The organism is Klebsiella sp. PK01 (assembly GCF_057624675.1).
In genome coordinates this window covers 487,792-513,622 of record NZ_JBYEZM010000005.1, presented here as the reverse complement: position 1 = coordinate 513,622, position 25,831 = coordinate 487,792, and the positions used below count along the sequence as shown (strand labels likewise).

Below are 25,831 nucleotides of genomic sequence, written 5' to 3'. Positions count from 1 at the left end.
TAATGAATTACGTATGTTCACTCAGAGACTTGGTATTCATTTTTCGTCCGAGGACGTTAAGAATCCATGTCACTTTGAGTGCCCACACAGATTGTCTGATAAATTGTTAAAGAGCAGTTGCGACGCGCTTTAGCGCTCTGTCGCGAGGTGGCGTATATTACGCTTTCCTCTTTCAGAGTCAACCCTGAATTTCAGAATTTTTCTCTTCAACCGAACCGGCTGTTTGTGTGAAGTGATTCACATCTGCCGTGTCAGTGGGTGCGCATTATAGGGATCCCATTTTTTTGCACAAGCCTTTTTTCGATCTTTTTTTCTGAATGATGGTTTTTCGCGCTTTTCGCGCTGTTATTGCTCAAATAGCTCAATTTTTATCAGAAAAAGGGGTTGCGGGAGCGCCTGAAAGCTACCAAAGTCTGCTTATCTACCCTGATGTTGAGGCAGTCATGTCCAGTAATATACGTCCTTATAAAGAATTATTTCCCCAAATCGGTCTGCGGGTGATGCTGGATCCCAGCAGCGTTGTGATAGGCGACGTCAGAATTGCCGATGATGTAAGCATTTGGCCACTGGTCGCCATCCGCGGCGACGTGAACTATGTGTCAATCGGCGCACGTTCTAATATTCAGGACGGCAGCGTCCTGCATGTCACCCACAAGTCTTCTTATAACCCTGAAGGTAATCCGCTGCTCATCGGTGAGGACGTTACCGTCGGGCATAAGGTCATGCTGCACGGTTGCACTATCGGCAATCGCATTCTTGTCGGAATGGGGTCAATTCTGCTGGATGGCGTGGTAGTAGAGGATGACGTGATGATCGGCGCCGGCAGCCTGGTTCCGCAAAACAAGCGTCTGGAAAGCGGATACCTCTACTTTGGCAATCCGGTAAAACAAATCCGCCCCCTGACGGAGGCGGAATATGCAGGGCTGAAGTATTCAGCCAACAACTATGTGAAGTGGAAAGACGACTACCTGGATCAGGAAAACCAGACCCAACCCTGAGGGTCTTCTTGCCGATCGCGAATTAGCGCTTCCGCTTCATCTTCCAGATCCCAGCGATGTTCACTAAATAGAGCCAGCCACTGCGCTGGCTCATCGCCACTGAATCGTTGCTGCAGTGTCTTACCCCGAATAGCGCAGGTTAACTGCATACCATTGACCAGCGCCGGGAATAGGATGCATTGCCGTTCAGCGTCCCACTCTTCTCTATCGGGAAATTGGATCGCCTGGTTCACGCATTCAGTTCCTGATGTAAAACGGCAATTACCGGAGCAATTTCCGGTAGCGTACCGTGCCACAGCAGAACGGCATGTGCGGCCTGAGCCACCAGCATACCTAATCCATCCGCCAGTTTTTTAGCGCCATACTGCTGGCACCAATGCAGAAATGGCGTATTTCCTTTCTGATAAAACATGTCATAGCAGTAAACGTCGTCATGAATTAACGAGGAAGGTATTGCCGGGATATCGCCGCTTATACCGCTGGACGTCGCGTTAATAATGAGGTCAAACTGGTGGCCTTCCAGTTTATCCAGCGGTAACGCGCTAACGCTGCCGGTATGAGCAAAAAGCGTTGCCAGCTCATGAGCGCGGGAAAAAGTACGGTTAACAATAGTGACCGCGCAATCTAAAGAGAGCAGCGGTAACAATACACCACGCGATGCGCCGCCTGCGCCAATCAATAAAATCCTCATACCAGGTTTGATAAACCCCAGGCGCTCTAAATCGCTTAATAACCCTATGCCATCCGTATTGTCGCCAAGCAGACGGCCATCTTCCAGGCGCTTCAACGTATTGACTGCACCAGCCAGCGCGGCGCGTTCAGTGAGTTCATCGGCACGGGCAAAAGCTTCCTCTTTAAAGGGAACGGTCACGTTAGCGCCCTTACCGCCCGTGTTGAAAAAAGCGTCCAGGGTATTCACAAAATCATCTAATGGCGCCAGTACCCGACCGTAGGGGTGCGCAATATGTAACTGTTCGGCAAACAACTGATGAATGGAAGGCGACTTGCTATGCGCTATAGGGTTACCAAAAACGGCATAAGTTTCCATAAATTACCCCTGGCGGAACTGTTCACCCGTCAGGGCATCACGGATTTCAGATGGGTTTTGCCGCCCGCCCGTTGCGCCATCCACCACCGGGAAACTATCGCCAAACTGGGCACGTACTTCAGCAGTAGTCCGGCACGGCGGCTGACCGGTTAAGTTGGCGCTCGTTGAGACCAGCGGCTTTCCGTAGGCTTCACATAATTCAATTACCAGTGGATGATCGGTAACGCGCACGGCCAGCGAATCAAAGCGCCCCGTCAGCCAGCGTGGGGTATCCGGACGCGCCGGGAACACGAACGTCACCGGGCCGGGCCAACAGGAAAAGATAGCTTCACGCTGGGCGTCGCTTAACCGGGAATCATCAATATACGGTTTCAACTGTTCAAAGCTAGCGGCGATAAGAATCAGTCCCTTTTCAACAGGGCGCTGTTTTAACGCCAGAAGACGCATCACGGCCGTTTCGCTATCCGGATCGCAACCAACGCCAAATACCGCTTCGGTTGGATAGGCGATAACATGTTCATTATTCAGTACCGCCACAGCCTGTGCGACGGTTTCTGAGGGCAGGTTTTTATTCACTTATTTGTTCCGCCGGGATCGGCTTTCCACATTGTTTACTGGCGCAAAAGCGTTTAACGCCCTGCGCGGTTTTCTTTTCTATTAATAGCGGGTAATGGCATTCAGGGCATTCGCCCGCCACCGGTTTAAAATTAATAACGAACTGGCAATCAGGGTAGCGATCGCAGGAGTGAAAGGTTTTACCGAAACGGGAGCGACGCTGCACCAGATGACCCTGTCCGCATTGCGGACACGCGATAGCGGTCTCATCAGGTTTATCAATCAGCTCGGTATGTTCGCATTCGGGATAACGACTGCAGCCGATGAACATACCAAAGCGCCCCTGGCGTAACACCATAACAGCGCCGCAAGATGGGCACTCTTGCCCCTCCAGTACCTTGACGATATGTCCATCCGCCTGACTTTTCAGGGGACGGACATAGTCACAGTCCGGATAGTGAGAACAGCCGAGAAACGGGCCATGTTTCCCGGAACGAATCACCAGTTCGGCCCCGCACTGCGGGCAGGGCTCGTTTTTACGCACCGAAAACAGTGCTGATTTGGTCATAACAACTCGATGTTGCTGCAATAAGATTAATGCAGCATACCTTCATTTACTTCGAAGAGTAATTCTTCCATTTGCTGATAGGCGTTTTCACAGCCCGGAATATTAAACAGAACCATCAGGATCACCCATTTCAGGTCTTCCAGTTCAAACTCTGCCGTATCCAGCGCCAGTACGCGCTCTATCACCATTTCTCGCGTTTCGAGGTTCAACACCTGGATCTGCTCGAGGAAGAGTAAAAATCCTCGACAGCTGGCATCCAGACGCTGGCACTCTTCATCGGTATATACCCGAAGAGAGAGCGGGTCGGAGGCGAGCTGCATGGGTTCAACGAGACCTTCCTGATAATCAGCCAGTTTCTCGAGCCACATTAACGCGTTATAGATGTCTTCCCGCTCAAAACCCGCATCGGTCAGATCCCGCGTCAGTTTGTCCTGATCCACGCGCATTTCTGCTTCGTTATGGATATAAGTCTCAAACAAATACATGAGTACGTCGAACATGGCTTGCCCTCCTTAATCGGACATAGCCGCCGGGTACAGCTGCGATCCAGCCTGCTAACTCCAGTTCAAGTAGCTGGGCTACGGTTACTGGCACAGATTGGCCGGCACGTTCAGCGACAACGTCAACAGGTGTTACCTCATCTCCTACGTTAGCCAGGAGCTCTGGAAATGGCAATGCTACAGGAGGCTGATCTGCGTAATTATTTAGCAAATCAGCGGTCTCTTCCCGCGCTGACAGCTCATATTGCCAATACTCAAGGATCTCTTCCGGCGCGGTAACGGGAACCGCTCCCTGCTTTATCAGCCAGTGCGGCCCTTCAGAGCCTGGATTGCCAATTGGCCCAGGCAGGGCAAATACATCTCTACCCTGTTCCAGCGCGCAGCGGACAGTTACCAGGGAACCGCTTTTCAAGGCGGCCTCTATCACCAGAACCCCAGCGCTTAACCCGCTGATAATCCGGTTGCGGCGTGGGAAATTCCCCGGTAACGGTCGCGCAGAGAGAGGAAATTCGGAAAGTAGCGCGCCGCCGCTTTCCTCGATCTGCTTTGCTAAAGCCCGATGCCGGTGCGGATAGATATCAGATAAACCATTGCCTAATACGGCGATGGTTTTTCCCTTTACCGCCAACGCCCCGCGATGGGCAATGCCGTCAATCCCCAACGCCAGACCGCTAGTAATGGTCAAGCCATACCGCGCCAGCGCTTCACTGAATGCCTTTCCCCACCGCGCGCCGTACCACGAGTGCGCGCGGCTCCCAATGATCGCCAACTGTCGGCTACACAAGAGATCAACATTACCGCACACCAGCAGCGCGCCGGGATAATCGTCGATAGCGCGTAGCTGCGGCGGGTAGCGTGCATGATCCGCTGAAAGCAAATGATGTTCTGGTTGCTCTAACCATTGCAGTGAGGCGTCAATCTCCTGTTGCTTAAAGGCAAGAAACTGTATTGCCTGCGCTTTAGTTAAACCGGCCTCATGCAACGTTTCATTATCCGCATGACCTGCGCCAGCCAGCCGTCGCGCAACTAATACCATTTTATCGCCGTACAGGTTATTCACCCGCATCAGACGCAGCCAAATCTCCGTGGGCGTCATCCGTTCCCCCCTGCCATTAGCGGCTCAGCCAATCCTTGTGATTGGTTAGCGAGACTGTCAATTAGAGGGGGTTTTGTCTAGAATAGAGGTAATAATCTTATCAACTACTGAATACGACTCTGGATCTTTATGGCAGTTTTGCAAGTGTTACATATTCCGGACGAGCGCCTTCGCAAAGTCGCCGAGCCGGTCAAAGAAGTGAATGCAGAAATTCAGCGTATCGTCGATGATATGTTCGACACGATGTACGCTGAAGAAGGTATTGGTCTGGCCGCCACGCAGGTGGATATCCATCAGCGTATTATCGTTATTGATGTCTCGGAAAACCGTGAAGAGCGCCTGGTGCTCATCAACCCAGAGCTACTCGAAAAGGACGGCGAAACCGGCATTGAAGAAGGTTGTCTGTCGATTCCGGAACAACGTGCGCTGGTTCCACGTGCCGAAACCGTAAAAATCCGCGCGTTGGACCGTGAAGGCAACGCTTTCGAGCTGGAAGCTGATGGCTTGTTGGCTATCTGTATCCAGCATGAAATGGATCACCTGGTCGGTAAGCTGTTCATTGACTATCTGTCGCCGCTCAAACAGCAGCGCATTCGCCAGAAAGTTGAGAAACTGGATCGTTTACGCGCCCGTGCCTGATAACAAGGATTAACGTGTCACAAACACTACGTATCATTTTCGCCGGAACCCCCGACTTTGCAGCGCGTCACCTTGACGCGCTGTTGTCGTCTGAACATCAGGTGGTTGGCGTATTTACTCAGCCCGACCGCCCTGCTGGTCGCGGCAAAAAATTGATGCCGAGCCCGGTAAAAGTGCTGGCTGAAGCCAACAATCTACCGGTCTTCCAGCCATCCTCCCTACGTCCGCAGGAAAATCAGCAACTGGTTGCCGATCTTAACGCCGATGTTATGGTCGTCGTGGCTTATGGACTGATCCTGCCGAAAGCGGTTCTTGAAATGCCGCGTTTGGGCTGCATTAACGTTCACGGCTCCCTGCTTCCTCGCTGGCGCGGCGCAGCGCCGATTCAGCGTTCGCTATGGGCTGGCGATGCCGAAACCGGTGTCACCATCATGCAGATGGACGTCGGTCTTGATACCGGCGACATGCTGTATAAGCTCTCCTGCCCGATTACCGCGGAAGATACCAGCGGTAGCCTGTACGATAAGCTGGCCGACCTTGGCCCAGAGGGTCTACTGGCGACCTTAGCGCAGCTGGCCGATGGTAGCGCAGAGCCTGAAGTTCAGGACGAATCGCTAGTCAGTTACGCCGAGAAGCTGAGTAAGGAAGAGGCCCGTATTGATTGGTCGCTTTCCGCAGAACAGCTCGAACGCTGTATCCGCGCATTTAATCCCTGGCCAATGAGCTGGCTGGAAATCGATGAGCAACCGGTGAAGGTGTGGCGTGCATCCGTTATTGCAGAATCCGCCAACGCAGAGCCAGGCACTATCGTTGCAGCAACCAAGCAAGGGATCCAGGTTGCCACCGGCAACGGTATTCTGAATCTGGAATCACTGCAGCCGGCAGGGAAAAAAGCGATGAGTACCCAGGATTTACTGAACTCTCGCCGGGAATGGTTTATCCCCGGAAACCGCCTTGCCTGACGCACTTCTCTTCTAAAGCCCGGGTTCGCCGGGCATTTTTATTTTTGCGCTTATGAAAAAGAATAGTAATTTACGCAGCCTGGCAGCCCAGGCTATTGAGCAGGTCGTAGAGAAAGGCCAGTCTTTAAGCAATGTTCTGCCGCCGCTTCAGCAAAAAGTGAGCGAAAAAGACAAAGCGCTGCTGCAGGAGCTGTGCTTCGGCGTCTTGCGTACCTTAAGCCAACTCGAGTGGCTGATTGGTAAACTAATGGCGCGTCCGATGACCGGCAAACAGCGTACCGTACATTTCCTGATCATGGTCGGCCTGTATCAGCTACTTTATACGCGAATTCCCCCGCACGCCGCGCTGGCGGAAACGGTGGAAGGCGCGGTGGCAATTAAGCGTCCGCAGCTTAAAGGGCTTATCAATGGCGTATTACGCCAGTTTCAGCGCCAACAGGAAGAGCTGCTGGCAGAATTCGCCCAGCATGAGAACCGTTATCTCCATCCTAAATGGCTGCTTAAACGTCTGCAGCAGGCCTGGCCGGAACAATGGCAGGATATTGTGTCAGCTAATAATTTACGCCCGCCAATGTGGCTGCGTGTGAATCGCAGTCATCATTCGCGAGATGAATGGCTCTCTCTGCTGGAAGACGCGGGTTTACAGGGTTTCGCTCACCCGGACTATCCGGATGCCGTCCGTCTTGCCTCCCCGGCCCCGGTCCATGCGTTACCGGGATTTGAAGAAGGCTGGGTCACCGTTCAGGACGCCTCAGCTCAGGGCTGCATGCGCTACTTGCAACCGGAAAACGGCGAGCGCATTCTCGATCTCTGTGCGGCGCCGGGCGGCAAGACGACGCATATTCTGGAAGTCGCCCCGCAGGCAAATCTAATGGCGGTCGACATCGACCAGCAGCGTCTGTCTCGTGTCTATGACAACCTGAAACGTCTGGGTATGAAAGCGGAAGTGAAACAGGGCGATGGCCGCTATCCTGAACAGTGGTGCGGCGATGAGCAGTTCGACCGTATTTTGCTTGATGCGCCATGTTCGGCCACCGGCGTTATCCGTCGCCATCCGGATATTAAATGGCTGCGCCGGGATCGCGATATCGCCGAGCTGGCGCAATTACAGGCAGAAATTCTCGATGCCACCTGGGCTCATCTGAAACCGGGCGGTACGCTGGTCTATGCGACATGCTCTATTTTGCCGGAAGAGAATAGCCAACAGATCGCCGCCTTCCTGGCCCGTACCAGAGATGCCGAACTCCATGAGACAGGGACGCCGGAAAACCCGGGTCAGCAAAATCTGCCAGGGGCGGAAGAAGGCGATGGCTTCTTTTACGCTAAGCTAATCAAAAAGCGGAATTAATGGGTCACTGCTGATGAAGATTATTATTCTTGGCGCCGGACAGGTAGGCGGCACGCTGGCGGAAAATCTCGTCGGCGAAAACAACGATATTACCCTGGTCGATACCAATGGCGACCGTTTGCGCGGTCTGCAGGATAAGTTCGATCTCCGCGTCGTTCAGGGCCACGGTTCTCATCCGCGCGTGCTGCGTGAAGCTGGCGCCGATGATGCCGATATGCTGGTCGCCGTGACCAGCTCAGATGAGACCAACATGGTGGCCTGTCAGGTCGCCTATTCGCTGTTTAATACGCCGAATCGTATCGCCCGAATTCGTTCACCGGATTACGTTCGCGATGCCGATAAACTTTTTCATTCAGAAGCGGTACCAATTGACCATCTGATTGCTCCGGAGCAATTAGTCATCGATAACATCTACCGTCTGATTGAATATCCGGGCGCGCTTCAGGTAGTGAACTTCGCTGAAGGGAAAGTGAGCCTGGCCGTTGTGAAGGCTTATTACGGTGGACCACTGGTCGGTAATGCACTATCAACGATGCGTGAACATATGCCGCACATCGACACGCGCGTTGCGGCAATTTTCCGCCACGACCGACCAATTCGCCCACAGGGATCAACCATCGTTGAAGCTGGCGACGAAGTTTTCTTTATCGCCGCATCGCAACATATTCGCGCCGTAATGAGCGAACTCCAACGTCTGGAGAAACCCTACAAGCGCATTATGCTGGTCGGCGGCGGCAACATCGGCGCGGGTCTCGCGCACCGCCTGGAGAAAGACTACAGCGTGAAGTTGATCGAGCGCGATCAACAGCGTGCCGCTGAGCTTGCCGAAAAGCTGCAGAATACGATCGTCTTTTATGGCGATGCGTCGGATCAAGAGTTACTGGCGGAAGAGCATATCGATCAAGTCGATCTCTTTATTGCCGTCACCAATGATGACGAAGCCAATATCATGTCGGCAATGCTGGCCAAGCGGATGGGCGCGAAGAAGGTCATGGTGCTGATCCAGCGTCGCGCTTATGTCGATCTGGTTCAGGGAAGCGTGATTGATATTGCGATATCGCCGCAGCAAGCCACTATTTCTGCACTGCTGAGCCACGTACGTAAAGCTGATATTGTCGGTGTTTCGTCGCTACGCCGCGGCGTTGCCGAAGCGATTGAGGCCGTCGCGCATGGCGATGAAAGCACCTCTCGGGTAGTTGGCCGTTCAATTGATGAAATTAAGCTGCCGCCGGGAACGATTATTGGCGCGGTAGTGCGCGGTAATGACGTAATGATCGCCAATAATAATTTACGTATTGAGCAAGGCGACCACGTAATTATGTTCCTGACCGACAAGAAATTTATCTCCGACGTTGAGAGACTATTCCAGCCGAGCCCGTTCTTCCTGTAATTACAATGGGCGTCGCTCAGACGCCTTTTTATTATCCCTTATTTATCAATGGATAATATTTTCCGGCAATTATTCAACAGCAATGGAAAATGGAAATACATTTGATAAACTTATCAATGTCAGCTGGCTCAAGGAGAGTAAAATGGGTATGTTAAAAGAATTCCGCGAATTCGCAATGCGCGGGAATGTTGTCGATTTGGCAGTGGGTGTCATCATTGGTGCAGCATTCGGTAAAATTGTATCGTCTTTAGTGGCCGATATTATTATGCCTCCACTGGGTTTGCTTATTGGCGGGATCGACTTTAAACAGTTCGCCGTTACGCTACGCGATGCGCAGGGAGATGTCCCGGCCGTTGTCATGCATTATGGCGTGTTTATTCAGAACGTCTTCGATTTCATCATCGTCGCCTTCGCGATTTTCATGGCGATCAAACTGATGAATAAACTGAACCGTAAGAAAGAAGAAGCGCCTGCCGCTCCGGCGCCGAGCAAAGAAGAAGTACTTCTGAGTGAAATCCGCGATCTGTTAAAAGAACAAAATAACCGTTCTTAATCAGCACACAGAAAGCAGAAGGCCAGTGGTAAAAAAGCGATTCGCTTGCTTGCCACTGGCCTCCCGGTCATTACGTCCTGCATGTTTTTCTTTACGTTGATAGCTTCCTTTCCCTTTCTTATTTTTCTCAACGCGCTGTCTGAATAATGGGTCATGCAGTAATGCCTCAATCGCATTATCTTTAATTTGCCCTTTGGTATGCTGATAGCGACTCATAGTAACTCCAGTGAATGTATGAATTCGGCGCGAGTGTAAATCCGCGCGCGGAAAAAATCAACGCCCGGCATGGCTACCGCTGGCGCCTTGCTCTAAAGCTTCGAGAATTGAGCAGTAAACGCTACTGTGCGCCGTGCCGCAGCAGGCATCATTCAGCCGCTGTAAAGAACGCCGCATCGTTTCCAGTTCTTTAATACGCGCTTCGACTTCACTTAGCCGGGCCTGGACGATCCCTTTAGACTCCTGGCAAGTATGATGTTCGGGATCGATACGGATCGATAATAATTCGCGGATCGACTCCAGAGTGAAGCCTAATTGCCGGGCATAACGGATAAAACGCAGTCGCTGCAGATCGTTATCCGAATAGAGGCGAAAACCGCCTTCAGTGCGGATGTCGTGATCCATCATTTGCTGCTTTTCATAATAACGGATGGTATCCGGGGTGACATCAGCCAGTTTGGCCAGCTCGCCAATACGATACATAGCTACTCCTCGTTAATTTTGTGCCACAGTCTATCGGCATAATCACCGCGTAGAAAATCGGTATTCATCCCTGCCTGACGTAATTTCAGCTCAAACAGAGTCAAGCGACGGTTTAACTCGGCATACCGCGGGTCGTCATGCTCAACGGTCTTGAGTAGGTCGCTCAACGCCATGGCATCTCTACGTAACTCGAGTTCAGGTGGTAAACAGCCGGCATTTTTTAATAAGCGGTAACCGGCGCGTAGTTCCGGCGGCACATGTGAATCATCATCCAGCGCCAGCGGTTCGCCGCTGCCCGTCAGATTATCAAACTCGCCTTTAGATTGTGCGTCGAGGATGTGGCGTTCTGCCCACTGGTCCAGTAACCACATTATACGGCTCCCAGGGATGAACAAAAAGAGTACAGATAGTGTAATGAAGTGGGGTGGCGGTAGATATAAAAAAACCCGCCGGGGCGGGTTTTTTTACGTTACTACAGATTACTCTGCAGCAGCTTCTGCTTTCAGCTCAGCACGATCAACCAGCTCGATGTATGCCATCGGCGCGTTGTCGCCTGCACGGAAGCCACACTTCAGAATGCGAGTGTAACCACCGGCGCGGCTCGCGAAACGCGGGCCCAGCTCGTTAAACAGTTTTGCCACGATCTCGTTATCACGAGTGCGGGCGAATGCCAGACGACGATTAGCAACGCTATCAGTCTTGGCAAGAGTAATCAGCGGCTCAACTACGCGACGCAGTTCTTTCGCTTTCGGCAGGGTCGTCTTGATGATCTCATGACGAACCAGCGAACCTGCCATGTTACGGAACATAGCCTGGCGATGGCTGCTGTTGCGGTTCAGTTGACGACCACTCTTACGATGGCGCATGACCTTATCCTTCTCAGTAAAACCTTAACCTGTGATCCGGTTACTCGTCAGCAATGCTTGCCGGCGGCCAGTTTTCCAGGCGCATGCCCAGAGACAGACCACGTGAAGCCAGCACGTCTTTAATCTCGGTAAGAGATTTTTTACCCAGGTTCGGCGTTTTCAGCAACTCAACCTCGGTACGCTGTACCAGATCACCGATATAGTGGATAGCTTCTGCCTTGAGGCAGTTAGCAGAGCGGACAGTCAATTCCAGATCGTCAACAGGGCGCAGCAGGATCGGATCGAACTCTGGTTTCTCTTCTTTCACTTCCGGCTGACGTACATCACGTAAGTCAACGAAAGCTTCCAGTTGTTCAGCCAGAATGGTTGCCGCACGACGAATCGCCTCTTCAGGATCGATTGTGCCGTTGGTTTCCATCTCGATGACCAGCTTGTCCAGGTCGGTACGCTGCTCAACACGCGCGGCTTCAACATTGTAGGCAATACGCTCTACAGGGCTGTAGCAGGCGTCGACCAGCAGACGGCCGATTGGGCGCTCATCTTCTTCCGAATGAATTCGGGCAGAAGCCGGCACATAACCGCGACCGCGCTGAACTTTGATGCGCATGCTAATAGATGCGTTCTCATCGGTCAGGTGGCAGATCACGTGCTGCGGCTTGACGATTTCGACATCACCGTCGTGGGTAATGTCGGCTGCAGTCACAGGGCCAATGCCAGATTTATTCAAAGTAAGGATGACTTCATCTTTACCCTGAACTCTCACCGCCAGCCCTTTCAGGTTGAGCAGGATTTCAAGGATGTCTTCCTGAACGCCTTCTTTGGTGCTGTACTCGTGCAGTACACCATCAATCTCAACCTCGGTCACCGCGCAACCCGGCATCGATGAGAGCAGAATACGGCGCAGTGCGTTACCCAGAGTATGGCCGAAGCCACGCTCTAAAGGCTCAAGGGTCACCTTGGCGTGCGTCGAACTCACTTGCTCGATATCGACCAGGCGCGGTTTTAGAAACTCTGTCACAGAACCCTGCATTGTGTCCTCTCTTTGGTACTAAGCTTTACTTGGAGTAAAGCTCGACGATCAGGTGTTCGTTAATGTCCGCAGACAGATCAGAACGCTCCGGCTGACGCTTGAACGTACCTTCCATCTTGCCAGCATCAACTTCCAGCCAGGTTGGCTTTTCACGCTGCTCAGCCAGCTCCAGAGCGGCTTTCACGCGAGATTGCTTTTTCGCTTTCTCACGGATGCTAACAACGTCATTCGCTTTTACCTGATAAGAAGCGATGTTAACAACACGACCGTTTACCATGATAGCCTTGTGGCTAACCAGCTGGCGTGCTTCAGCACGAGTGGCGCCGAAGCCCATACGGTATACAACGTTGTCCAGACGACCTTCCAGCAGAGCCAACAGGTTTTCACCGGTGTTGCCTTTCAGACGTGCTGCTTCTTTATAGTAGTTACGGAACTGACGCTCCAGCACACCGTACATACGGCGAACTTTTTGCTTTTCACGCAACTGCACACCATAGTCAGACAGACGCGGCTTACGCGCACCGTGCTGGCCAGGAGCTTGTTCAATTTTACACTTGGTATCGATCGCGCGAACGCCAGACTTAAGGAATAAGTCAGTGCCCTCACGACGGCTCAGCTTGAGCTTAGGACCCAAATATCTTGCCATTTTCTTTCTCCAACAATCCTAGAAACGAGGCGTTATACGCGACGTTTTTTCGGCGGACGACAACCGTTATGAGGGATCGGAGTCACATCAGTAATATTAGTGATGCGGAAACCAGCGGCGTTCAGTGCACGAATAGTAGATTCGCGACCTGGACCCGGACCTTTAACCATAACTTCCAGATTCTTGATGCCGTATTCTTTTACGGCTTCTGCGCAACGCTCTGCTGCAACCTGAGCTGCAAACGGAGTGGATTTGCGAGAACCACGGAAACCGGAACCACCGGCTGTTGCCCAACCCAGCGCGTTACCCTGACGATCAGTGATGGTAACGATGGTGTTGTTAAAAGAAGCATGGATATGAGCCACGCCATCAGAGACTTGTTTTCTTACACGCTTACGTGCACGAACTGGTGCCTTTGCCATTATTCAATCACCCCGATTATTTCTTGATCGGTTTACGCGGACCCTTACGGGTACGTGCGTTGGTCTTAGTACGCTGACCGCGAACCGGAAGACCACGACGATGGCGTAAACCACGGTAGCAACCAAGGTCCATCAGACGCTTGATGCTAAGGGTGATTTCACGGCGCAGATCACCTTCAACGACAAATTTACCTACTGCTTCACGCAGAGAATCAATCTGTTCTTCAGACAGCTCACTGATCTTAACATTTTCAGCGATACCCGTTTCAGCGCAGATGGCTTTAGAGCGGGTCTTGCCGATACCAAAAATTGCGGTTAAAGCAATTACGGTATGTTTCTGATCAGGAATGTTAATGCCTGCTATACGGGCCACTATGCACTCCTACTATTTAATATGTACGTACCATGCTGAAAAGCCCGTTTTCAGGATACTCAAATGGAAACGTACAGACATACAAAAGATTGGCTGGCTAATCTAGCCAGCTCAACCCAACTTTGCAAGAAAAATATGCGAATAAATCAGCCTTGGCGCTGTTTATGCTTTGGCTCGGCACTGCAAATCACACGGATGACACCATCACGCTTAACGATTTTGCAGTTACGGCATAATTTCTTGACGGAAGCACGAACTTTCATTTTTACTCTCCGTAACTTCTCGGGCGACCAGTTAGCGGCCGTAGCCTTTCAGGTTCGCCTTCTTCAATGCAGACTCATACTGACTAGACATCATCAGAGTTTGCACTTGAGCCATAAAGTCCATAATCACGACGACAACAATAAGCAGCGAGGTTCCACCGAAGTAGAACGGCACTTTCATTGCATCACGCATGAACTCCGGGATCAGGCAGATAAAAGTGATATACAACGCACCGACCAGAGTCAGGCGGGTCATTACTTTATCGATATACTTCGCCGTTTGTTCTCCCGGACGAATTCCTGGTACAAATGCACCGGACTTCTTCAGGTTATCTGCTGTTTCACGCGGGTTGAAAACCAACGCCGTGTAGAAGAAACAGAAGAAGATGATTGCAGACGCATAGAGTAACACATAAAGCGGTTGCCCAGGCTGCAAATACAGCGAAATTGTTGTCAGCCAGTTCCAACCAGTACCGCCCCCGAACCATGACGTGATGGTCGCCGGGAACAGAATAATACTGGAAGCGAAGATTGCCGGGATTACCCCCGCCATATTCACTTTCAGCGGTAAATGTGTGCTCTGTGCAGCATAGACACGACGACCCTGTTGACGCTTAGCGTAGTTTACCACAATGCGGCGTTGACCACGTTCAACGAATACAACGAAGAAGGTCACTGCAAATACTAATACTGCAACCAACAGCAACAGGAGGAAGTGCAGGTCGCCTTGACGCGCTTGCTCGATAGTATGGGCGATGGCCGGCGGGAGTCCCGCAACGATCCCGGCGAAGATCAGGATCGAGATACCGTTTCCGATACCGCGTTCGGTGATCTGTTCGCCGAGCCACATCAGGAACATAGTCCCTGTGACCAGACTAACAACAGCGGTGAAATAGAATGCAAAGCCCGGATTAATCACCAGGCCCTGCATACCAGGCATATTCGGCAGACCGGTAGCAATACCGATCGACTGGAATATAGCCAGCACCAGAGTACCGTAGCGGGTGTACTGGCTGATCTTACGACGACCAGACTCCCCTTCTTTCTTCAGTTCTGCCAGCGGTTGATAAACAACGGTCAGCAGCTGGACAATGATCGACGCCGAAATATACGGCATGATCCCCAGAGCAAAGATAGAAGCACGGCTGAGAGCACCACCAGAGAACATGTTGAACATTTCAATGATGGTGCCTCGCTGTTGCTCAAGCAGTTTGGCAAGTACAGTGGCATCAATACCAGGGATCGGAATAAAAGAGCCAATACGGAACACAATCAGCGCACCGATAACAAACAAAAGTCTGCGTTTCAGTTCGCCAATTCCACCTTTGGCACTTTGAAAATCTAATCCCGGTTGTTTAGCCATCTGCTACTTATTCCTCAATTTTACCGCCAGCAGCTTCGATAGCAGCACGAGCGCCTTTAGTCACGCGCAGGCCACGAACAGTTACCGGACGAGTTACCTCACCAGACAGGATCACTTTCGCGAACTCGATCTGGATACCGATAATGTTAGCCGCTTTCAGCGTGTTCAGGTCTACCACATCGCCTTCTACGTGAGCCAGATCAGACAGACGAACTTCTGCGGTGATCATTGCTTTACGAGAAGTGAAGCCGAATTTCGGCAGACGACGGTACAGTGGCATCTGACCACCCTCGAAACCGCGACGTACGCCACCGCCAGAACGAGAGTTCTGACCTTTGTGACCACGACCACCGGTTTTACCGAGGCCAGAACCGATACCACGACCCAGGCGTTTACCCGCCTTTTTGGAGCCTTCGGCCGGAGACAGAGTATTTAAACGCATCTCTTACTCCTCAACTTTAACCATGAAGGAAACCGCGTTGACCATACCACGAACAGCAGGAGTATCCTCGCGCTCTACGGTGTGACCAATACGACGCAGACCCAGGCCAAGCAGCGTTGCCTTGTGTTTCGGCAAACGACCGATTGCACTGCGGGTTTGAGTAATTTTAATAGTCTTTGCCATGGTTTATTTCCCCAGAATTTCTTCAACGGATTTACCACGCTTGGCAGCGACCATATCTGGAGACTTCATATTTTCCAGGCCATCAATAGTTGCACGAACCACGTTGATCGGGTTGGTGGAACCATATGCTTTAGCCAGAACGTTACGAACCCCAGCGACTTCCAGAACGGCGCGCATTGCACCACCGGCGATGATACCGGTACCTTCGGAAGCCGGCTGCATGAATACACGAGAACCCGTGTGAGTACCCTTAACCGGGTGCTGCAGGGTGCCAGTATTCAGCGCGACGTTAATCATATTGCGACGGGCTTTTTCCATCGCTTTCTGGATCGCTGCTGGAACTTCACGCGCTTTACCGTAACCAAAACCTACGCGACCGTTACCGTCACCAACTACAGTCAGAGCTGTGAAGGAGAAAATACGACCACCTTTAACGGTTTTAGATACGCGGTTAACCGCGATCAGCTTTTCCTGCAGTTCGCCAGCTTGTTTTTCGATGTGAGCCATCTTACACCTCTACCTTAGAACTGAAGGCCAGCTTCACGGGCAGCATCTGCCAGTGCCTGGACACGACCATGATATTGGAACCCGGAACGGTCAAAGGAAACATCTTTGATGCCTTTTTCCAGAGCGCGTTCAGCAACAGCTTTACCCACAGCTGCAGCCGCGTCTTTGTTACCGGTGTACTTCAGTTGTTCAGAGATAGCTTTTTCTACAGTAGAAGCAGCTACCAGAACTTCAGAACCATTCGGAGCAATTACCTGTGCGTAAATATGACGCGGGGTACGATGTACCACCAGGCGAGTTGCACCCAGCTCCTGGAGCTTGCGGCGTGCGCGGGTCGCACGACGGATACGAGCAGATTTCTTATCCATAGTGTTACCTTACTTCTTCTTAGCCTCTTTGGTACGCACGACTTCGTCGGCGTAACGAACACCCTTGCCTTTGTAAGGCTCAGGACGACGGTAGGCGCGCAGATCTGCTGCAACCTGACCGATCACCTGCTTATCAGCGCCTTTCAGCACGATTTCAGTTTGAGTCGGGCATTCTGCAGTGATACCGGCCGGCAGCTTATGTTCAACAGGATGAGAGAAACCTAAAGCCAGGTTTACTACATCCCCTTTGACCGCTGCACGATAGCCTACACCAACCAGCTGAAGCTTTTTAGTGAAGCCTTCGGTAACACCGATAACCATTGAGTTCAGCAGGGCACGCGCGGTACCAGCCTGAGCCCATCCGTCTACGTAACCATCACGCGGACCGAAGGTCAGAGCATTATCTGCATGTTTAACTTCAACAGCATCGTTGAGAGTACGAGTCAGCTCGCCATTCTTACCTTTGATCGTAATAACCTGACCGTTGACTTTAACGTCAACGCCGGCAGGAACAACGACCGGTGCTTTAGCAACACGAGACATTTTTTCCTCCGATTAGGCTACGTAGCAGATAATTTCGCCACCAAGACCAGCTTGGCGCGCTGCACGATCAGTCATAACACCTTTAGAGGTAGAAACAACTGCGATACCCAGACCCGCCATAACTTTCGGCAGCTCATCTTTACGTTTGTAGATGCGCAGACCTGGGCGGCTGACACGCTGAATGCTTTCTACAACAGCTTTACCCTGGAAATACTTAAGAGTCAGTTCCAGTTCCGGCTTGATGTCGCCTTCAACTTTAAAATCTTCAATAAAGCCTTCTTCCTTCAGCACGTTGGCAATTGCCACTTTCAGCTTGGAGGAAGGCATGGTGACCGCAGCTTTATTCGCGGCCTGACCGTTACGGATACGGGTCAGCATATCCGCGATCGGATCTTGCATGCTCATCTGTCTTTACTCCCGTGATTCAATTGGTGACAATTACCAGCTAGCCTTTTTCAGACCCGGGATTTCACCGCGCATAGCGGCTTCACGGACCTTGATACGGCTCAACCCGAACTTCCGCAGGAAACCATGCGGACGACCTGTTTGACGGCAGCGATTACGCTGACGAGACGGGCTGGAATCACGCGGCAGAGTCTGCAGCTTGAGAACAGCGTTCCAACGATCTTCGTCGGTTGCGTTCACATCAGAGATGATAGCTTTCAGTTCAGCGCGTTTAGCGAAGAATTTATCAGCTAAAGCCACGCGCTTTACTTCGCGTGCTTTCATTGATTGCTTAGCCATTAAGTAACCCTACCTTACTTGCGGAACGGGAAGTCAAAGGCAGCCAGCAGAGCGCGGCCTTCTTCATCAGATTTCGCAGTAGTGGTAATGGTAATATCCAAACCACGAACGCGGTCGACTTTATCGTAGTCGATTTCTGGGAAGATGATCTGCTCACGGACACCCATGCTGTAGTTACCACGACCGTCGAAAGACTTAGCGGACAAGCCACGGAAGTCACGGATACGCGGTACAGCAATAGTGATCAGGCGCTCAAAGAACTCCCACATGCGCTCGCCGCGCAGAGTTACTTTACAGCCGATCGGATAGCCCTGACGGATTTTGAAGCCTGCAACTGATTTGCGTGCTTTGGTGATCAGCGGTTTTTGACCGGAGATTGCTGTCAGGTCAGCTGCTGCGTTATCCAGCAGTTTCTTGTCAGCGATCGCTTCACCAACACCCATGTTCAGGGTGATCTTCTCGACCCGAGGGACTTGCATGACAGAATTGTAGTTAAACTCAGTCATGAGTTTAGCGACTACTTCGTCTTTGTAGTAATCATGCAGTTTCGCCATCGTACTACTCCAAATTACTTGATAGTTTCGCTATTAGATTTGAAGAAACGGACTTTTTTGCCGTCTTCGAATCTAAAGCCTACACGGTCAGCCTTGCCGGTTGCCGCGTTGAAGATAGCAAGGTTAGAGACTTGAATAGCTGCTTCTTTCTCTACGATGCCGCCTGGTTGGTTCAGGGCCGGAACCGGCTTCTGATGTTTCTTAACCAGGTTGATACCTTCAACAATGACCTTGCCGGAAGACAGGACATTTTTAACTTTACCGCGTTTACCTTTATCTTTACCGGTTAACACGATAACTTCGTCATCACGACGGATTTTCGCTGCCATGATTCGCTCCTTAGAGTACTTCTGGTGCCAGAGAGATAATTTTCATGAACTTCTCGTTACGAAGTTCACGAGTTACCGGCCCAAAAATACGCGTACCGATAGGTTGCTCGCTGTTATTGTTTAAAATAACGCATGCATTACCATCGAAGCGAATGACAGAACCGTCCGGGCGACGAACACCCTTCTTGGTGCGCACCACTACCGCCTTCAGCACATCACCTTTCTTGACCTTACCACGCGGAATTGCTTCTTTGATGGTGATCTTGATGATGTCGCCTACGCCTGCGTAGCGACGGTGCGAGCCACCCAGAACCTTGATACACATTACGCGACGTGCACCGGAGTTGTCGGCGACGTTCAGCATAGTCTGTTCTTGGATCATTTTAGTGCTCCGCTAATGTCAACTACTACTGGGACCCAAAAGCTGGGTCGTTAAAAAGCCCCATATCGAGGGCGCGGCATTATAACACCGCTTCTGCAATATGGGTAGAAAAAATAAACGGCCCATCGCTGAGCCGTTTATTCGTATTGAGAATGCGTACTCTATTACAGAACCGCTTTCTCTACAACGCGAACCAGCGTCCAGGACTTAGTCTTGGACAGTGGACGGCATTCACGGATTTCAACCTTGTCGCCGATACCACATTCGTTGTTCTCGTCATGTACGTGCAGTTTGGTCGTACGTTTGATGAATTTACCGTAGATCGGGTGTTTCACAAAACGTTCGATAGCAACAACAATGGATTTCTCCATTTTGTCGCTAACTACGCGACCTTGCAGAGTACGGATTTTATCGGTCATTACGCACCCGCCTTCTGAGTCAGTAAAGTCTTAACGCGTGCAACATCACGACGCACTTGCTTCAGCAGATGAGTCTGTTGCAGCTGGCCACTTGCAGCCTGCATACGCAGGTTGAACTGCTCACGCAGCAGGTTCAGCAGCTCAGCGTTCAGCTCTTCAACGCTTTTTTCACGCAGCTCTTTTGCTTTCATTACATCACCGTCTTAGTTACAAAGGTGGTTTTGATCGGCAGTTTCGCTGCTGCCAGGCCGAATGCTTCACGGGCCAGCTCTTCCGGTACGCCGTCCATTTCATAAAGGACTTTACCCGGCTGAATCAAGGCAACCCAGTACTCCACGTTACCTTTACCTTTACCCATACGAACTTCCAGCGGCTTCTCGGTGATCGGTTTGTCCGGGAATACACGGATCCAGATCTTACCTTGACGCTTAACTGCACGGGTCATAGCACGACGTGCTGCTTCGATCTGACGTGCAGTCAGACGACCACGGCCAACAGCTTTCAGACCGAAAGTGCCGAAGCTAACATCCGTACCCTGCGCCAGACCACGGTTGCGGCCTTTGTGCACTTTACGGAATTTTGTACGCTTTGGTTGTAACATCAGCGACGCTCCTTATTTACGGCCTTTACGCTGCTGCTTTTTAGGTTGAGCAGCCGGTTCCGGTTGTTCAACAGCAGCCATACCACCCAGGATCTCACCTTTGAAGATCCATACCTTAACGCCGATTACACCGTAAGTGGTGTGCGCTTCAGAGGTGTTGTAGTCGATGTCAGCACGCAGAGTGTGCAGCGGTACGCGACCTTCACGGTACCATTCGGTACGTGCGATTTCCGCGCCGCCCAGACGGCCGCTAACTTCAACTTTGATACCTTTAGCGCCCAGACGCATTGCGTTCTGTACAGCACGCTTCATAGCACGACGGAACATAACGCGACGTTCCAGCTGAGAAGTGATGCTGTCAGCAACCAATTTAGCGTCCAGTTCAGGCTTACGAACTTCGGCAATATTGATCTGTGCAGGAACGCCAGCGATATCCGCTACGACCTTGCGCAGTTTTTCTACGTCTTCGCCTTTCTTACCGATAACGATACCCGGGCGAGCAGTGTGAATGGTCACACGGATGCTCTTAGCCGGACGCTCGATAACGATGCGAGATACAGACGCTTTAGCCAGCTCTTTAGTTAAGAACTGACGTACTTTAAAATCGCTGTCCAGGTTGTCAGCGAATTCTTTGGTGTTCGCGAACCAGGTAGAGTTCCATGGTTTGACAATACCCAGGCGAATACCATTAGGATGTACTTTCTGACCCATTGCTAGTCTCCAGAGTCTCAGCGATCGGACACAACCACAGTGATGTGGCTGGTGCGCTTCAGGATGCGATCTGCACGACCTTTAGCACGCGGCATAATGCGCTTCATGCTCGGGCCTTCGTCTACGAAAATTTTCGCAACTTTCAGATCATCAATGTCAGCGCCATCGTTGTGTTCAGCGTTAGCAATGGCAGATTCCAGTACCTTCTTGACCAGTACAGCAGCTTTTTTGTTGGTGTAGGTCAGAATATCCAGGGCCTGCGACACTTTCTTACCGCGAATCAGGTCAGCTACAAGGCGAACCTTCTGAGCAGAAGAACGAGCATGGCGATGTTGAGCTAAAGTTTCCATCTCTTCCTCCTACCTTATTTCTTCTTCGCTTTTTTATCAGCAGCGTGGCCGCGATAAGTACGAGTCGGTGCGAATTCACCCAGTTTGTGACCAACCATTTCGTCGGAAACAAAGACTGGAACGTGCTGACGACCATTATGGACAGCGATGGTCAAACCGATCATGTTAGGAAAGATCGTTGAACGACGGGACCAAGTGCGCAGGGGCTTCTTGTCTCCGCTTTCCACCGCTTTCTCTACCTTCTTCAGCAAGTGCAGGTCAATAAAAGGACCTTTCTTGAGAGAACGTGGCATGGCTTATCCTCTAAAATTATTTGCTACGGCGACGTACGATGAATTTATCAGTACGCTTGTTGCTGCGGGTCTTCTTACCTTTGGTCTGCAGGCCCCACGGGGATACCGGGTGCTTACCAAAGTTACGACCTTCACCACCACCATGTGGGTGATCGACTGGGTTCATCGCAGTACCGCGAACGGTAGGACGAACACCACGCCAGCGTGCAGCACCTGCTTTACCCAGAACGCGCAGCATATGCTCAGCATTGCCAACTTCGCCCAGAGTAGCGCGGCAGTCTGCTTCGACTTTACGCATTTCACCAGAACGCAGACGCAGGGTGACATAAGCACCGTCACGAGCAACGATCTGAACGTAAGTACCAGCGGAACGAGCCAGCTGACCGCCTTTACCTGGTTTCATTTCTACGTTATGAACGGTAGAACCAACCGGGATATTGCGCATCGGCAGGGTGTTGCCTGCTTTGATTGCAGCATCAACGCCAGACTGAATCTGGTCGCCAGCTTTCAGGCCTTTCGGGGCCAGAATGTAACGGCGCTCACCGTCTTTGTACAGAACCAGCGCGATGTTCGCGGAACGGTTCGGATCGTACTCAAGACGTTCAACAACTGCCGGGATACCATCTTTGTTGCGTTTGAAGTCAACAATACGGTAAGCCTGCTTGTGACCACCACCGATATGACGAGTGGTGATACGGCCATTGTTGTTACGACCGCCGGATTTGCTGTTTTTTTCAACCAGCGGAGCAAAAGGTTTGCCCTTGTGCAGCTCTGGGTTGACCACTTTAACAACGTGGCGACGACCCGGAGATGTCGGTTTACATTTAACAACTGCCATTGTATTACTCCTCCGACTTACTCAGCGCCGCCGACGAAGTCCAGATTCTGGCCTTCCTTCAGGGTGACGTAAGCTTTTTTCCAGTCGCTACGACGACCGATACGCTGTCCGTGACGTTTAACTTTCCCTTTAACTACCAGGGTGTTAACGACTTCGACTTCGACTTCAAACAGTTTCTGCACAGCAGCTTTGATTTCTGCTTTGGTCGCGTCTTTAGCAACTTTGAGAACGATGGTGTTGGTTTTTTCCATCGCAGTAGACGCTTTTTCAGAAACGTGCGGTGCGCGCAGCACCTTCAGCAGACGTTCTTCACGAATCATGCCAGCATCTCCTCAACTTGCTTAACAGCATCAGCAGTCATTACGACTTTGTCGAAGGCGATCAGGCTAACCGGGTCGATACCAGTCGCATCGCGTACGTCAACCTTGTGCAGGTTACGTGCGGCCAGGAACAGGTTCTCGTCCAGCTCACCGGTGATGATCAGCACATCTTCCAGAGCCATGTCTTTCAGTTTCTGAGCCAGCAGCTTAGTTTTAGGCGCTTCTACAGAGAACTTCTCGACAACGATCAGACGATCCTGACGTACCAGTTCGGACAGAATGCTTTTCAGCGCGCCGCGGTACATCTTCTTGTTAACTTTTTGACTGTGGTCCTGCGGACGAGCAGCGAAGGTTACGCCACCGGAACGCCAGATCGGGCTCTTGATAGAACCTGAACGCGCACGGCCGGTACCTTTCTGGCGCCATGGCTTTTTGCCTGAACCAGTTACTTCAGCACGAGTCTTCTGAGCACGAGTACCCTGACGCGCACCAGCTGCATAAGCAACAACAACCTGGTGAACCAGCGCTTCGTTGAAATCACGACCGAAGGTAGTTTCGGAAACAGTCAGCGCGCTCTGCGCGTCTTTCAATACTAATTCCATTGCTATCCCCTTACGCCTTCACAGCTGGTTTAACGATCAGGTCGCAGCCGGTTGCACCCGGAACACCACCTTTAACCAGCAGCAGGTTGCGCTCAGCGTCAACACGTACTACGTCCAGGCTCTGAACAGTAACGCGTTCGTTGCCCAGCTGACCTGCCATTTTCTTGCCTTTGAACACTTTGCCCGGAGTCTGGTTCTGACCGATAGAACCCGGAACGCGGTGAGACAAGGAGTTACCGTGGGTAGCGTCCTGGGTACGGAAGTTCCAGCGCTTAACGGTACCAGCGAAACCTTTACCTTTAGAGGTACCGGTTACGTCAACTTTTTTAACGTCAGCAAACAGTTCAACGCTAATGTTCTGACCAACGGTGTATTCTTCACCATCTGCCAGACGGAACTCCCACAGGCCGCGGCCAGCTTCTACGCCAGCTTTAGCAAAGTGACCAGCTTCCGGCTTAGTTACACGGTTAGCTTTTTTAGCACCAGTGGTAACCTGAACAGCGCGATAGCCATCGTTAGCCAGATCTTTGACCTGAGTAACGCGGTTTGCTTCAACTTCGATAACGGTTACTGGGATAGAGACGCCATCTTCAGTGAAGATGCGGGTCATACCCACTTTTTTACCGACTAAACCAATCATTGTATCAACCTCTCAATCGCTCGATGACCTGATTAACCCAGGCTGATCTGCACGTCTACACCGGCAGCCAGGTCCAGACGCATCAGAGCATCAACGGTTTTTTCAGTTGGCTCAACGATGTCAACCAGACGCTTGTGAGTACGAATCTCGTACTGATCACGCGCATCTTTGTTGACGTGCGGAGAGATCAGAACGGTGAAACGCTCTTTGCGGGTCGGCAGCGGGATCGGACCACGGACTTGCGCACCAGTGCGCTTAGCAGTCTCGACGATTTCCGCGGTTGATTGATCGATCAGACGATGATCAAACGCTTTAAGGCGGATACGGATTCTTTGGTTCTGCATGAGACCAGAGCTCCAATTATTTTATAGACGAAATGATTACTCCTCATACCCATTACGATTGATGGGAGAGTGTAACCGTTCTTACAGAGTTCCCCGATTGGGAACATTGTTAGGTAGCAAACTGCGCTACCAGGGCTCATATCGAACCGGCCGTCAATTTTGACAGGCCCGCGCATTATACGCAAATTCAGGCGCGACGCAAGTGCTGATTAGAAAATCATCACCACAATTTGCGCGTCTTCTCGCGCAGGCGCTCAGCAATGCAATAACACGATAAATAAGTCAGGAATAAGCCTTCCATCTTGCACAAATGCGCTTTGCGCAAACGCGCGACGATAAGCAAAGTGAGCGCATTATCCCCGAACAGGAGTGTTCCATGCTTACCGTCCTCCCCTTCTTAGTTTGCTACTGTGCATTAACCCTGGCGTTGTGCTGGCAGGACCTGCTTCACGGTCTTCTTCCCGACAGTCTCACCTGCCCGCTGCTGTGGAGTGGTTTAGTTTTTTACCTGTGTCTTGCGCCGCAGCGGCTAGAAGATGCCGTCTGGGGGGCTATTGCCGGCTATCTTTTTTTTGCCCTGCTCTATTGGCTATATCGCATGTTTCGCAGCTATGAGGGATTAGGATACGGCGACGTTAAATATCTTGCCGCCCTCGGCGCCTGGCACGGTTGGCAAAAGTTGCCACAGCTGGTATTGGTCGCCTCGCTGTTTGCCGGGATGACATGGATGACATTGGCGTTGGTCAGGAGGAGGAAGCAACAACGATGGGATTTGAACAACCCGCTGCCGTTTGGGCCATTTCTGACTGCAGCGGGTTTTTGGTGCGGGTGGCAGACGTTCGCTAGTCTGACACTTTGATCTGCGATTGAAGGTAATTTTGCAGACCGATTTTACCGATCAGATCTAACTCGGTTTCCAGCCAGTCAATATGGCCTTCCTCATCGGCAAGGATTTCAATCATCATATCGCGACTGACATAATCATGAACGCTGTCGGCATAGGCGATTGCCTCACGCAGGTTTTGCGCACCTTCGAGCTCCAGCCGTAAGTCAGACTGCAGCATCTCTTCGACATCCTCACCGATGCCAAGTTTGCCAAGATCCTGCAGGTTAGGCAGCCCTTCAAGAAACAAAATACGCTCGATGTACTTATCGGCGTGTTTCATCTCATCGATAGATTCATGATATTCAATATCGTTGAGGCGCATCAGGCCCCAGTTCTTGAACATTCTTGCATGAAGAAAATACTGGTTAATAGCAACCAGTTCGTTTCCCAATAATTTATTGAGATAACTTATGATTTTGACATCACCTTTCATTATAAAGTCCCTCCGCTTCCACT

At 51.4% G+C, this 25,831-nt stretch carries 45 protein-coding genes; 7 read left to right on the top strand and 38 right to left on the bottom strand.

Features of this window, described 5'->3' with window-relative positions; all coding sequences use genetic code 11:
• The first annotated feature begins 443 nt into the window (after positions 1 to 443).
• A complete protein-coding gene (locus AC22LX_RS18805) occupies positions 444 to 998 on the top strand; it encodes a gamma carbonic anhydrase family protein (RefSeq protein ID WP_049059244.1) in 555 nt (184 codons plus the stop codon).
• Here the strand turns inward: AC22LX_RS18805 and AC22LX_RS18800 are convergent.
• The 6 genes from AC22LX_RS18800 to dprA are packed head-to-tail and all read right to left on the bottom strand — an operon-like array spanning position 974 to position 4,765.
• Entirely contained in the window at positions 974 to 1,231 is a 258-nt protein-coding gene (locus AC22LX_RS18800; protein ID WP_487334136.1) for a DUF1488 family protein, read from the bottom strand. The genes AC22LX_RS18805 and AC22LX_RS18800 overlap by 25 nt on opposite strands.
• Positions 1,228 to 2,046: a shikimate dehydrogenase gene (gene aroE, locus AC22LX_RS18795; protein WP_045397951.1), complete on the bottom strand. Its 819-nt coding sequence runs from the start codon at positions 2,044 to 2,046 to the stop codon at positions 1,228 to 1,230. Before aroE ends, AC22LX_RS18800 begins: the two co-directional genes overlap by 4 nt.
• 3 nt (positions 2,047 to 2,049) lie before the next feature.
• On the bottom strand, positions 2,050 to 2,622 hold the full coding sequence (tsaC, locus tag AC22LX_RS18790) for an L-threonylcarbamoyladenylate synthase type 1 TsaC (protein ID WP_015703634.1): 573 nt from the start codon (positions 2,620 to 2,622) through the stop codon (positions 2,050 to 2,052).
• Positions 2,615 to 3,169: a DNA topoisomerase family protein gene (locus AC22LX_RS18785; RefSeq protein WP_015369441.1), complete on the bottom strand. Its 555-nt coding sequence runs from the start codon at positions 3,167 to 3,169 to the stop codon at positions 2,615 to 2,617. The genes tsaC and AC22LX_RS18785 overlap by 8 nt, the downstream gene beginning before the upstream one ends.
• A gap of 26 nt (positions 3,170 to 3,195) precedes the next feature.
• Complete coding sequence (gene smg, locus AC22LX_RS18780) at positions 3,196 to 3,669, bottom strand: DUF494 family protein Smg (RefSeq protein ID WP_015369440.1); 474 nt, start codon at positions 3,667 to 3,669, stop codon at positions 3,196 to 3,198.
• Positions 3,641 to 4,765 (bottom strand): DNA-protecting protein DprA, encoded by a 1,125-nt coding sequence (gene dprA, locus AC22LX_RS18775; RefSeq protein WP_045397948.1) that lies wholly within the window; start codon positions 4,763 to 4,765, stop codon positions 3,641 to 3,643. The genes smg and dprA overlap by 29 nt, the downstream gene beginning before the upstream one ends.
• A gap of 129 nt (positions 4,766 to 4,894) precedes the next feature.
• On the opposite strand from dprA, the gene def reads away from it, so the two are divergent.
• The 5 genes from def to mscL all read left to right on the top strand — a co-directional run bounded on the left by def (position 4,895) and on the right by mscL (position 9,657).
• Positions 4,895 to 5,404 carry a peptide deformylase gene (gene def, locus AC22LX_RS18770; RefSeq protein WP_045397945.1) on the top strand — a complete coding sequence of 170 codons (510 nt, stop codon included), beginning with the start codon at positions 4,895 to 4,897 and terminating at the stop codon, positions 5,402 to 5,404.
• 14 nt (positions 5,405 to 5,418) lie between these two features.
• Complete coding sequence (gene fmt / locus AC22LX_RS18765; protein ID WP_487334135.1) at positions 5,419 to 6,366, top strand: methionyl-tRNA formyltransferase; 948 nt, start codon at positions 5,419 to 5,421, stop codon at positions 6,364 to 6,366.
• A 52-nt stretch (positions 6,367 to 6,418) separates the two neighbouring features.
• Positions 6,419 to 7,714, top strand: coding sequence for a 16S rRNA (cytosine(967)-C(5))-methyltransferase RsmB (gene rsmB / locus AC22LX_RS18760; RefSeq protein WP_047047073.1), 1,296 nt, complete (start codon positions 6,419 to 6,421; stop codon positions 7,712 to 7,714).
• 13 nt (positions 7,715 to 7,727) lie between these two features.
• Entirely contained in the window at positions 7,728 to 9,104 is a 1,377-nt protein-coding gene (gene trkA, locus AC22LX_RS18755; RefSeq protein WP_015369435.1) for a Trk system potassium transporter TrkA, read from the top strand.
• Between the two features lie 142 nt (positions 9,105 to 9,246).
• Complete coding sequence (gene mscL, locus AC22LX_RS18750) at positions 9,247 to 9,657, top strand: large-conductance mechanosensitive channel protein MscL (RefSeq protein WP_015369434.1); 411 nt, start codon at positions 9,247 to 9,249, stop codon at positions 9,655 to 9,657.
• On the opposite strand, the gene AC22LX_RS18745 is transcribed toward mscL, so the two are convergent.
• The 31 genes from AC22LX_RS18745 to rpsJ form a co-directional block, all read right to left on the bottom strand.
• Positions 9,658 to 9,873 (bottom strand): alternative ribosome-rescue factor A, encoded by a 216-nt coding sequence (locus AC22LX_RS18745; RefSeq protein ID WP_045397936.1) that lies wholly within the window; start codon positions 9,871 to 9,873, stop codon positions 9,658 to 9,660.
• Positions 9,874 to 9,930: 57 nt separating this feature from the next.
• A complete protein-coding gene (gene zntR / locus AC22LX_RS18740; RefSeq protein ID WP_015369432.1) occupies positions 9,931 to 10,356 on the bottom strand; it encodes a Zn(2+)-responsive transcriptional regulator in 426 nt (141 codons plus the stop codon).
• Between the two features lie 2 nt (positions 10,357 to 10,358).
• Positions 10,359 to 10,727: a DnaJ family domain-containing protein gene (locus AC22LX_RS18735; protein WP_015369431.1), complete on the bottom strand. Its 369-nt coding sequence runs from the start codon at positions 10,725 to 10,727 to the stop codon at positions 10,359 to 10,361.
• A 108-nt stretch (positions 10,728 to 10,835) separates the two neighbouring features.
• Complete coding sequence (gene rplQ, locus AC22LX_RS18730; protein ID WP_004868344.1) at positions 10,836 to 11,222, bottom strand: 50S ribosomal protein L17; 387 nt, start codon at positions 11,220 to 11,222, stop codon at positions 10,836 to 10,838.
• Positions 11,223 to 11,262: 40 nt separating this feature from the next.
• Positions 11,263 to 12,252, bottom strand: a complete 990-nt coding sequence (locus AC22LX_RS18725; RefSeq protein WP_002438685.1) for a DNA-directed RNA polymerase subunit alpha — start codon at positions 12,250 to 12,252, stop codon at positions 11,263 to 11,265.
• A 25-nt stretch (positions 12,253 to 12,277) separates the two neighbouring features.
• Positions 12,278 to 12,898: a 30S ribosomal protein S4 gene (gene rpsD / locus AC22LX_RS18720; RefSeq protein WP_002919224.1), complete on the bottom strand. Its 621-nt coding sequence runs from the start codon at positions 12,896 to 12,898 to the stop codon at positions 12,278 to 12,280.
• A gap of 32 nt (positions 12,899 to 12,930) precedes the next feature.
• Positions 12,931 to 13,320, bottom strand: coding sequence for a 30S ribosomal protein S11 (gene rpsK, locus AC22LX_RS18715; RefSeq protein ID WP_004388621.1), 390 nt, complete (start codon positions 13,318 to 13,320; stop codon positions 12,931 to 12,933).
• 16 nt (positions 13,321 to 13,336) lie between these two features.
• Positions 13,337 to 13,693 (bottom strand): 30S ribosomal protein S13, encoded by a 357-nt coding sequence (gene rpsM / locus AC22LX_RS18710; protein ID WP_015369429.1) that lies wholly within the window; start codon positions 13,691 to 13,693, stop codon positions 13,337 to 13,339.
• A 146-nt stretch (positions 13,694 to 13,839) separates the two neighbouring features.
• On the bottom strand, positions 13,840 to 13,956 hold the full coding sequence (gene rpmJ, locus AC22LX_RS18705) for a 50S ribosomal protein L36 (RefSeq protein ID WP_000868187.1): 117 nt from the start codon (positions 13,954 to 13,956) through the stop codon (positions 13,840 to 13,842).
• A 31-nt stretch (positions 13,957 to 13,987) separates the two neighbouring features.
• A complete protein-coding gene (secY, locus tag AC22LX_RS18700) occupies positions 13,988 to 15,319 on the bottom strand; it encodes a preprotein translocase subunit SecY (RefSeq protein WP_015703640.1) in 1,332 nt (443 codons plus the stop codon).
• 7 nt (positions 15,320 to 15,326) lie between these two features.
• A complete protein-coding gene (gene rplO / locus AC22LX_RS18695) occupies positions 15,327 to 15,761 on the bottom strand; it encodes a 50S ribosomal protein L15 (RefSeq protein WP_015369426.1) in 435 nt (144 codons plus the stop codon).
• Between the two features lie 3 nt (positions 15,762 to 15,764).
• Positions 15,765 to 15,944: a 50S ribosomal protein L30 gene (rpmD, locus tag AC22LX_RS18690; RefSeq protein ID WP_001140434.1), complete on the bottom strand. Its 180-nt coding sequence runs from the start codon at positions 15,942 to 15,944 to the stop codon at positions 15,765 to 15,767.
• 3 nt (positions 15,945 to 15,947) lie between these two features.
• Positions 15,948 to 16,451, bottom strand: a complete 504-nt coding sequence (gene rpsE / locus AC22LX_RS18685; protein ID WP_015703641.1) for a 30S ribosomal protein S5 — start codon at positions 16,449 to 16,451, stop codon at positions 15,948 to 15,950.
• 14 nt (positions 16,452 to 16,465) lie between these two features.
• A complete protein-coding gene (gene rplR, locus AC22LX_RS18680) occupies positions 16,466 to 16,819 on the bottom strand; it encodes a 50S ribosomal protein L18 (protein WP_006817270.1) in 354 nt (117 codons plus the stop codon).
• 9 nt (positions 16,820 to 16,828) lie between these two features.
• Entirely contained in the window at positions 16,829 to 17,362 is a 534-nt protein-coding gene (gene rplF, locus AC22LX_RS18675) for a 50S ribosomal protein L6 (protein ID WP_008807049.1), read from the bottom strand.
• Positions 17,363 to 17,374: 12 nt separating this feature from the next.
• A complete protein-coding gene (rpsH, locus tag AC22LX_RS18670; protein ID WP_008807048.1) occupies positions 17,375 to 17,767 on the bottom strand; it encodes a 30S ribosomal protein S8 in 393 nt (130 codons plus the stop codon).
• Positions 17,768 to 17,800: 33 nt separating this feature from the next.
• Positions 17,801 to 18,106, bottom strand: coding sequence for a 30S ribosomal protein S14 (rpsN, locus tag AC22LX_RS18665; RefSeq protein WP_002919667.1), 306 nt, complete (start codon positions 18,104 to 18,106; stop codon positions 17,801 to 17,803).
• A 14-nt stretch (positions 18,107 to 18,120) separates the two neighbouring features.
• A complete protein-coding gene (rplE, locus tag AC22LX_RS18660) occupies positions 18,121 to 18,660 on the bottom strand; it encodes a 50S ribosomal protein L5 (RefSeq protein ID WP_003031123.1) in 540 nt (179 codons plus the stop codon).
• A 14-nt stretch (positions 18,661 to 18,674) separates the two neighbouring features.
• Positions 18,675 to 18,989 carry a 50S ribosomal protein L24 gene (gene rplX, locus AC22LX_RS18655; protein WP_015369424.1) on the bottom strand — a complete coding sequence of 105 codons (315 nt, stop codon included), beginning with the start codon at positions 18,987 to 18,989 and terminating at the stop codon, positions 18,675 to 18,677.
• 10 nt (positions 18,990 to 18,999) lie between these two features.
• Positions 19,000 to 19,371: a 50S ribosomal protein L14 gene (rplN, locus tag AC22LX_RS18650; RefSeq protein WP_000613954.1), complete on the bottom strand. Its 372-nt coding sequence runs from the start codon at positions 19,369 to 19,371 to the stop codon at positions 19,000 to 19,002.
• 164 nt (positions 19,372 to 19,535) lie between these two features.
• Positions 19,536 to 19,790 carry a 30S ribosomal protein S17 gene (gene rpsQ, locus AC22LX_RS18645; protein ID WP_002438707.1) on the bottom strand — a complete coding sequence of 85 codons (255 nt, stop codon included), beginning with the start codon at positions 19,788 to 19,790 and terminating at the stop codon, positions 19,536 to 19,538.
• Positions 19,790 to 19,981 carry a 50S ribosomal protein L29 gene (gene rpmC, locus AC22LX_RS18640; RefSeq protein WP_002919754.1) on the bottom strand — a complete coding sequence of 64 codons (192 nt, stop codon included), beginning with the start codon at positions 19,979 to 19,981 and terminating at the stop codon, positions 19,790 to 19,792. The genes rpsQ and rpmC overlap by 1 nt, the downstream gene beginning before the upstream one ends.
• On the bottom strand, positions 19,981 to 20,391 hold the full coding sequence (gene rplP / locus AC22LX_RS18635) for a 50S ribosomal protein L16 (protein ID WP_002919759.1): 411 nt from the start codon (positions 20,389 to 20,391) through the stop codon (positions 19,981 to 19,983). Before rplP ends, rpmC begins: the two co-directional genes overlap by 1 nt.
• A 12-nt stretch (positions 20,392 to 20,403) precedes the next feature.
• On the bottom strand, positions 20,404 to 21,102 hold the full coding sequence (gene rpsC / locus AC22LX_RS18630; protein ID WP_002919766.1) for a 30S ribosomal protein S3: 699 nt from the start codon (positions 21,100 to 21,102) through the stop codon (positions 20,404 to 20,406).
• 17 nt (positions 21,103 to 21,119) lie between these two features.
• Positions 21,120 to 21,452: a 50S ribosomal protein L22 gene (gene rplV, locus AC22LX_RS18625; protein WP_002919773.1), complete on the bottom strand. Its 333-nt coding sequence runs from the start codon at positions 21,450 to 21,452 to the stop codon at positions 21,120 to 21,122.
• A gap of 14 nt (positions 21,453 to 21,466) precedes the next feature.
• Positions 21,467 to 21,745 (bottom strand): 30S ribosomal protein S19, encoded by a 279-nt coding sequence (rpsS, locus tag AC22LX_RS18620; protein WP_001138115.1) that lies wholly within the window; start codon positions 21,743 to 21,745, stop codon positions 21,467 to 21,469.
• Between the two features lie 16 nt (positions 21,746 to 21,761).
• Positions 21,762 to 22,583 carry a 50S ribosomal protein L2 gene (gene rplB, locus AC22LX_RS18615; protein WP_015369423.1) on the bottom strand — a complete coding sequence of 274 codons (822 nt, stop codon included), beginning with the start codon at positions 22,581 to 22,583 and terminating at the stop codon, positions 21,762 to 21,764.
• 17 nt (positions 22,584 to 22,600) lie between these two features.
• The gene (gene rplW / locus AC22LX_RS18610; RefSeq protein WP_000617546.1) at positions 22,601 to 22,903 is read right to left on the bottom strand and encodes a 50S ribosomal protein L23; all 303 of its coding nucleotides are present in this window, start codon (positions 22,901 to 22,903) and stop codon (positions 22,601 to 22,603) included.
• Positions 22,900 to 23,505 carry a 50S ribosomal protein L4 gene (gene rplD, locus AC22LX_RS18605; protein ID WP_000424395.1) on the bottom strand — a complete coding sequence of 202 codons (606 nt, stop codon included), beginning with the start codon at positions 23,503 to 23,505 and terminating at the stop codon, positions 22,900 to 22,902. Before rplD ends, rplW begins: the two co-directional genes overlap by 4 nt.
• Before the next feature lie 10 nt (positions 23,506 to 23,515).
• Positions 23,516 to 24,145, bottom strand: a complete 630-nt coding sequence (gene rplC, locus AC22LX_RS18600; protein WP_003031117.1) for a 50S ribosomal protein L3 — start codon at positions 24,143 to 24,145, stop codon at positions 23,516 to 23,518.
• 32 nt (positions 24,146 to 24,177) lie between these two features.
• The gene (rpsJ, locus tag AC22LX_RS18595) at positions 24,178 to 24,489 is read right to left on the bottom strand and encodes a 30S ribosomal protein S10 (RefSeq protein WP_001181005.1); all 312 of its coding nucleotides are present in this window, start codon (positions 24,487 to 24,489) and stop codon (positions 24,178 to 24,180) included.
• A 376-nt stretch (positions 24,490 to 24,865) separates the two neighbouring features.
• Here rpsJ and AC22LX_RS18590 point away from each other — a divergent pair, with 376 nt between their 5' ends.
• Positions 24,866 to 25,348: a prepilin peptidase gene (locus AC22LX_RS18590; protein WP_487334134.1), complete on the top strand. Its 483-nt coding sequence runs from the start codon at positions 24,866 to 24,868 to the stop codon at positions 25,346 to 25,348.
• On the opposite strand, the gene bfr is transcribed toward AC22LX_RS18590, so the two are convergent.
• Complete coding sequence (bfr, locus tag AC22LX_RS18585) at positions 25,332 to 25,808, bottom strand: bacterioferritin (RefSeq protein WP_015369420.1); 477 nt, start codon at positions 25,806 to 25,808, stop codon at positions 25,332 to 25,334. The two genes, AC22LX_RS18590 and bfr, sit on opposite strands and share 17 nt — an antisense overlap.
• Positions 25,809 to 25,831 lie beyond the last annotated feature (23 nt).